The sequence below is a fragment of the Halobacillus sp. genome, assembly GCF_049282395.1.
GTDB lineage: Bacteria > Bacillota > Bacilli > Bacillales > Halobacillaceae > Halobacillus.
Genome location: NZ_JBAPTY010000007.1, coordinates 1 through 7,499 on the forward strand (window position 1 = coordinate 1; position 7,499 = coordinate 7,499).

General features: G+C 44.0%; 6 protein-coding genes and 1 pseudogene. 2 read left to right on the forward strand and 5 right to left on the reverse strand.

Annotated elements, in window-relative coordinates:
- Both WAM07_RS00270 and WAM07_RS00275 read right to left on the reverse strand, forming a co-directional pair.
- Positions 1–236: pseudogene (locus WAM07_RS00270) on the reverse strand (MFS transporter); the annotation flags it as partial.
- Positions 233–655, reverse strand: coding sequence for a MarR family winged helix-turn-helix transcriptional regulator (locus tag WAM07_RS00275; protein ID WP_422163779.1), 423 nt, complete (start codon positions 653–655; stop codon positions 233–235). The pseudogene WAM07_RS00270 and the gene WAM07_RS00275, both read right to left, overlap by 4 nt.
- Positions 656–845: 190 nt before the next feature.
- Here WAM07_RS00275 and WAM07_RS00280 point away from each other — a divergent pair, with 190 nt between their 5' ends.
- Entirely contained in the window at positions 846–2,480 is a 1,635-nt protein-coding gene (locus tag WAM07_RS00280) for an FAD-dependent monooxygenase (RefSeq protein WP_422163781.1), read from the forward strand.
- A gap of 848 nt (positions 2,481–3,328) precedes the next feature.
- On the opposite strand, the gene WAM07_RS00285 is transcribed toward WAM07_RS00280, so the two are convergent.
- The 3 genes from WAM07_RS00285 to WAM07_RS00295 form a co-directional block, all read right to left on the reverse strand.
- Entirely contained in the window at positions 3,329–3,682 is a 354-nt protein-coding gene (locus WAM07_RS00285) for a hypothetical protein (RefSeq protein ID WP_014642376.1), read from the reverse strand.
- Positions 3,683–3,686: 4 nt separating this feature from the next.
- Positions 3,687–4,109 (reverse strand): ATP-binding protein, encoded by a 423-nt coding sequence (locus tag WAM07_RS00290; RefSeq protein WP_422163783.1) that lies wholly within the window; start codon positions 4,107–4,109, stop codon positions 3,687–3,689.
- 204 nt (positions 4,110–4,313) lie between these two features.
- A complete protein-coding gene (locus WAM07_RS00295) occupies positions 4,314–5,387 on the reverse strand; it encodes an undecaprenyldiphospho-muramoylpentapeptide beta-N-acetylglucosaminyltransferase (RefSeq protein ID WP_422163785.1) in 1,074 nt (357 codons plus the stop codon).
- 222 nt (positions 5,388–5,609) lie between these two features.
- Between WAM07_RS00295 and WAM07_RS00300 the strand changes: the two genes are divergently transcribed.
- Positions 5,610–6,971 carry an MATE family efflux transporter gene (locus WAM07_RS00300; protein ID WP_422163787.1) on the forward strand — a complete coding sequence of 454 codons (1,362 nt, stop codon included), beginning with the start codon at positions 5,610–5,612 and terminating at the stop codon, positions 6,969–6,971.
- The last annotated feature ends 528 nt before the right edge of the window (positions 6,972–7,499 follow it).

Sequence of the window (7,499 nt, forward strand, 5' to 3'; positions counted from 1 at the left end):
GTTTTTTTCTTACCTACGCGTTCTATTATTTTTCCGGAAAAGGGACGGATCAGGATGGCCGCAAGCAACATGGCCGTCACCGTGATGCCGCCTTCAGATTGGGTCCCGTTCATCTCTTCAATCACTAAAATGGGCAGCGTAGTCAACAGGGCATAAAACACTAGAAAAACCGAGAACTGTGTAAACGATACACTCATAAAGCTTTTTGTCCAGATAGAGCGACGCGTTGAGTTCATCCTTCTCCCCCTTCCGGTCCGAGTTTTTGAAGAATGCTGTAAAATTGGTCGACTTCCCCGGGGGTCAGCCGGCTGATGGTTTTCTGTTCATATTGATAGACGGCCTGATTGACCTGCTCATATTTTTTCTTGGCTCTCTCTGTCAATTCAACCACACGTTCACGCTTGTCCCCGCCCTGCCGGCGCATCACCCAATCATTTTTTTCCATGCGGGTAATGGTACGTGTGACCGTGGGTGCCTCTACGTTTAAGTATTTCCAAATGGCGGTTTGCGTCATAGGTCCGAATCGCTCCAGGCAATACATAATCGCCCACTGGGAATGATATAAACCGTGAGCGCTCAGCTGCTGATTGAACTCTTTCGTTACGAAACGAACCCGCTGGTGAAGCAGGTGAAATAAGTCATGTGTATCGATCATCTATTACATCTCCTTTTTTATTTACCCAGGTAAATAATTGTATCGTTTTTACCCGAAAAATGGAAATGAAATAGATGACGGTTTGAAACACACTCGTTTAGAGAAATAGGTTAGGAACCCGATCTTTCTGGAAAAAGAACCAGGAAGAGGCAATCATGAATTCAATACAACTTGTAAGGAGAGGTTTTACATGCAGGAAACCAATACAGATATATTAATTATCGGCGCAGGACCAAGCGGACTGGCGCTTGCTAATCAGCTGGAACGCTACGGTGTCCGCTACCGGATTATTGATCAGAACAAAGAAAGATCCCGCTACTCTAAAGCCCTCGTCATGCATCCCCGCACCCTGGAAATGATGGATTTGCTCGGCCTTTCCGAATCATTTCTGCAGGCCGGGACCCCGTATAAAGAGATTAACTTTCGTTATAATGAAGATCTGCTGGCTGTCCTGGATTTTACTAATATCAGCGTGTCCGCTGATTTCCCGTTTGTGAACGTGATCCCTCAGAGCAGGACGGAAGAGATTCTTGAAAGTGGATTAGGGCATGCCCGTGTTGAAAGAGAAATTGCGCTCACAGGACTGGAGCAGAAGGAAGGGATTGTTCATGCTTCGGTACAAAAAGCAAACGGTGAAGAAACGATAACCGCACGCTATGCAGTCGGGTGTGACGGTGCCCACAGTACCACCCGGGATCTCCTGCAAATTCCTTTTACAGGAGAATCGGAGGAAGTGAACGTCATGCTTGCTGACGTGAAGCTTGCGGCACCCAAAGAAGACATCTCGCTCACAAGCAGCGACCGTGGTCTCGTATTTCTGGCTCCCTTTCAAGGCGAGTACACCCGGGTCATCGTTATTGATTACAAAAAGCAGGGCGAAGATTTTCCAGAAGAAGTAACCCTTGCTGATATGGAAGATTCACTGGCGGAAATCTATCCGGAAACCCTCTCCCTGCACGACCCTTACTGGATCTCAAGTTTCTCCGCATCTCACAGGCAGGCGAGCTCTTATCGCGAAGGAAATGTATTTCTCGCAGGCGACGCAGCCCACATTCACAACCCAATCGGAGGACAGGGTATGAACGTAGGCATACAGGATGCGATGAACCTGGGTTGGAAGCTCGCCTATACCGTGCAGCATCACTTGAATGAAACACTGCTTGATTCTTATCATGCGGAAAGAGCTCCCGTTGCGGAGGAAGTCATTAAGAAAACCAGTTACCTTATGAAAGGGATGACGATTAAGAGTCACTACGGGATTAAAGCGCGCAATAAAGGAATGAAGTGGCTTCTTCCCAATAAAAAAGTGCAGACAAAAATAACGGAAAACATGGCTCAGCTCGATGTGAATTATTCCTTTACCAAATTTGCGAAAAGCTTCAGGAAGTTCACCAATGTGAAGAAGGTCCAATCCGGCAACCGTGTTCCTGATGTTTCTTTTTTAACTACGGAAAAAGAAGAAAAAACGCTTTACTCTATGCTTCGGGACCAACCTTGTCTCTACTTAATCATTGCGGGTAAAGGAAATGCTCCCCAGTATCAGGAAGCCGTGAGGAAGGCGGTTGAGGCGTTTAACAGTCGTGTGGGAGACATGCTGAAGCCGCTTTTCATTACGTTTGATGAAGTAGATGACCCCCGGGAAGTAACGGACATGAATTCTGAATTGTATATGGATTTGAATGGAGAGTCCAATGAACGGCTGCATGTAACCCCCGGGGATATGATGATCATCCGGCCTGACGCCTATGTACTGCTTCACACATCGATTACGGAAACGGATCAGCTGACGAAAGCCTTAGTGAACTACTTCGGCCATTCGCTATAACCAGTTCGAACGTGATTTAACAAAAAGACTCTGTTAAACCGCATTGTTCTTTGTTTCAGTAAACCTCCCGTTTGTTGAAGACTCAGTTTCGAGATAGTTGGGGTCCGTTGCAAAAATAGATGAGGGCGGCTACGGAAACAACTCTGATTTTGTGAACGGACCCTTCAAGAAGAGAAAAGTCCTCCTCCTTAATCTGTATTAAGTGCTTTTATGACAGGCTATTGCGGGTCGTTACATCCTGAAAATAGGTAGAAAACCACATGGTCTCATTCCTCATCACGCAGGTGGTGTTTGAAGTGGTTTCGAGCTTCTGATTTGGCAAGGTCCGGAGGGGGATGATGAAGACTCCTAGGTTAAAAGCGGAATCACCTTGGTCAGCGGCGTATGGACTGGACTGAGCTGGCGGATATAAAGAAAACACGAAGAGCGGAGCGATTCGATGTTGCCTTATCGTACAGAAGTGAGGGAAGTCTCACTAGACGCTAGGTGCTGGAGCTGGATAACTCTCCTTGTCGTTTATGTTCTGATTTTCGAGAAAGAATAAAAAAAAGTGTAAGAATGGGATGAACATGATCGGTGAGACCCCGGAAGGCGTAGCCTGAGGAGGCTCAGCACATGCCCACGGAAAGCGAATCGTCCCCCAGAGGACCTTTCCTCTCATAAAATATCTCGAAACTGAGTCTTCAACTATTCGGCCCTTTAGCGTAATAAATTTTTTAAAAAACTAACCACGTTTAGCAGATCGTTTGTTTAAGAGGATTATTACATTATCATATAATATATGGAAGCGCAATCACGAATCAACAAAAAAGCTGCCCCACTAAAGTCGGGCAGCTCTATCTAGTTTATTACTGACGTTTTTTATTTTCTACATACTTGGGAAGACGGCTCTCAAACACCGCGAACGAAAATACGCGCAGGAAGATAGGATATAAAGCGACGAGTCCTAAAATATCTCCGATAAATCCAAGAATATTGGTAGTAAACATAAGGACAGACAAGATAATCATTAAAACCGTAGTAACCATACCAGTCAGCCCGTTAACCGGAGTCCATGCACCGGCAATAGTCTTCGTATCCTGCTCGAGCAATTCAAAGCAGCGATAATGATAAGGGCGTACCCTGAACCAGTTCGAAGCCGTGATAAGTTCATCTCGATCCCTGATCTCTTTGTAACAGTAACGACAGATGTTCGTGTTCATTGATCTACTCCTGAAAAAGGTATTTTTTCATTAACACACATTCATTTCCCTTTTCATTATACCGTATTTTATCCATAACTCTAAGCATTAATGTAATTCCGCGCCCATTTTCATCCAAATCTTCTACTTCCGGAAACCAGTGCTTAACATCGCTCGAAACCTGGTAAGGTCTCCAATCAAAACCATCCCCGAGATCCTGGACTCTGACAAGCATCGTCCTATTCAAAAATAATATCTTAAGTTTGATAGGTTTTTCACTACTCTCCTGGTGCCCGTGCTTCCAGGCATTGGTGACAGCTTCTGAAATCGAAGCATCCACTAATAGTTGATCCTTGCCAAAGACAGACGTTAAGTGTGGGTAAACTTCATTTCTTATTTCACACAACTCTTTGGGGTGGTTGATGTTGACTTCATAAGATGTTTTCATCTTCCAACCTCTCCTCTGCAAAGTTGATCCTCGCTTAGCTTTTTCATAAACCTTGCTTTCTCTATAACGGATATGCGCCTTGCTGAATGGAAAAAACTTAGTGTCTTATGAACCGTATTCCCCAAAAATATGTAATTGAAAAGGGCTTCAGCCTAGAAAATAAAATAAAAATGACAAGGCAGCCTATATACTGCCTTGTCATGACTATTTATTTTCAAAATTTTGGATGATTTCAATAACTTTTTCTTTAGTCTGGCCACTTTGATAAAGCTCCATTTTATCGATTAACGCCTGCTTATCATCCATTAAACGGTGAATTTCCTCCAAAAATCGATCATCTGTCAGTTCTTCTTCTTCAAGTTTGTGTGCAAAACCCTGTTTCACAAATGAGTCAGCATTTAAAATTTGATCGCCACGGCTCACTTTTCTCGATAAAGGAATCAGAAGCATCGGTTTATGAAGAGCCAAGAATTCGAATATGGCATTCGATCCCGCTCGAGAGACGATATAATCAGAAGCTGCAAACAGGTCCTTCAGTTCTTCATTTACATACTCAAACTGTGCATAACCGGCCCGGTTAATCGAAGCATCCTTATGATCTTTTCCACAAATATGAATGATCTGCACATTTTTTAATAAAGCATCTAAATTATTACGAATCGCCTCATTCAGCCGTTTCGACCCGGTGCTCCCCCCCATAACCATAATCACTGGTTTCTGTTTATGAAAATTACAGTAGGACAACCCTTTAGAGCGCTGGCCTTGAAACAATTCTTCCCTTACGACTGCTCCAATAAATTCTGCTTTTTCTTTCGGAAGATAGTCCATCGTTTCCGGAAAAGTGGCGAGCACTTTTTTAGCAAAAGGAAAAGACAATTTATTCGCAAGTCCCGGTGTATAATCTGATTCATGAATAATGGTAGGAACCCTCTTCAGTTTTGCAGCAGCAACGACGGGTACGGAAACAAAACCACCTTTAGAAAAGATCACTCCGGGCTTCCGCTTGCCAATAATTGAGAAAGCCTGAAGTAGCCCTTTCATTACCTTAAACGGATCTTTCATATTTTCTTTAGATACATAACGTCTAAGTTTCCCAGTGGAGATGCCGTGATACGTGACTCCATCAATTGATTCGATCAACTGTCGTTCAATTCCTTCATAAGAACCAATATAATCGACTGTATATCCTCGCTTCTGAAACTCAGGAATCAATGCCAGGTTTACGATTACATGCCCGGCGGTGCCTCCCCCTGTAAATAAAATTCGTTTTTCACTCATACTCTTCCAACGTCCTTTCTATCCTGTTCATGCTAGGTATGCCTTCCTTATCTATGCTATAATCCTCGTATTCCTTTTAGCTAAATCATCTCTGGTCATGCCCTTTTTATGGGGCTTTTATGATGCAGAGCAGGGAAATGTTTTGCCTTAAACAGTGCAAAAAACATCATTACTTACTCAGCCATTCCTCTAAAGGAATTGTAACAGAAAAGGACGGTCACGATGTATCAAACCTATACCCTTAAAGAAAAAATAAAATTATTCTCCACAATATTGCTCCCTATTCTAATCACCCAAATTGGCATGTATGCGATGAATTTCTTTGATACGGTGATGGCCGGTCAGGCAGGCCCGGATGAATTAGCAGGGGTAGCGATTGGATCCAGCATATGGATGCCCGTCTTTACAGGACTAAACGGCATACTCATGGCTATTTCCCCAATTGTAGCTCAATTAAAAGGAGCCCGCAGAGAAAAGGAAATCCCTTTTTCTGTTAAACAAGGGGTTTATCTCGCGGTACTCTTAGCTGTTCTCATTGGTTCCATTGGATTCTTTCTATTGGATCCAATTCTCTCACTCATGAACATTGAACCTTCTGTCCGATACGTAGCCAAATATTATTTAATCACATTAGGAATCGGAATCATTCCATTATTCATTTTCAATATCCTGCGCTCTTTTGTGGATGCGCTTGGACTGACCCGGATTTCAATGGGCATTATCCTGCTTACACTCCCAACAAATATTTTATTTAATTACGTATTTATTTTCGGTAAATGGGGTGCCCCTGAGCTTGGAGGCGTCGGGGCAGGAGTTGCCTCTGCTCTTACCTACCTTGTATCTTTTATTTTAATTGTCCTTACCATCCACAAGCTCCATCCATTAAGGCATTATCGTATCTTTAGAGGATGGATAGTTCCTTCATTGAAAGAATGGTGGGCTCAGCTGAAGATTGGCGTTCCGATCGGGTTTGCGATCTTTTTTGAAACCAGTATTTTTGCGGCTGTTACTTTTTTCATGACCGCTTATGATACCAATACCATCGCCGCTCACCAGGCAGCGATTAATTTCGCTTCCTTTTTATACATGATGCCTTTAAGTATTGCGTTTACCCTTACAATTGCGGTCGGATTTGAAGCAGGAGCAGGGCGGTTTGCAGATGCAAGAAGCTATTCCTATCTGGGAATTGGCACTGCTGTCGCCATGTCCGTGGTAGCCGGACTTGTCCTATACCTCATGGATGATTCAGTAGCCAGACTTTACAGTTCTAATGAAACGGTGATCGAATTAACGAAAAACTTCATTTTCTTTGCGATCTTCTTTCAACTGTCCGATGCTTTTGGAGCACCAATCCAGGGGGTCCTCCGCGGTTATAAAGATGTAAACATAACGCTGGTCATGGCGTTCATATCCTATTGGGTAATCGGACTGCCAAGCGGGTATCTATTAGCGAACTATACGAGTCTCGGCCCGTACGGATATTGGATGAGTTTGATTATCGGCCTGACGGTCGGAGCCATTGCTCTCTTGTTCCGCATGCTCTCCCTGCAGCGTAAGAACATCACCAAAAAACAGACAGCATAAAAAGAGTCCCTCCACTATTTGGAAGGACTCTTTTCATTTAACTTGGCTTTGATAAATCTCCATATTCAATTAAAGTAAAGCTCCCGTTTGTTTAAGACTCAGTTTCGAGATAAATGGGCCCGTGACGTTAAAAGGAGGAGGGCTGGTTGGGGAATAAGTCGCTTTCCTGCGGGAGAACTGGCAAGCCTCCTCAGTCGTTATCACTCCTTGTGGGGTCTCGCCTAGCTCCTTCTCCCGCGGGAGTCTCCTCATTTCCCCACCAGCCCTGCGATTTCTTGTGAACGGACCACTGCTAATAGGAAAAACGGGAAACCTGAAATCGTCCTAAATGCTTCTATAGCGGCGTTTATCCCCCTGGACAGACTCGGAATTAACGTTGATCATAGGTCATTTTTCCTCATATGGAGGTATATACGTAGAGGATTTTGAGCGCTCAATAATCGCAAAGGGGCGGAAGGGAACGGTGAAGACTCCTGCGGGATGAACATGATCGGTGAGATCCCGGAAGGCGAAGCCTGAGGAAGCTCA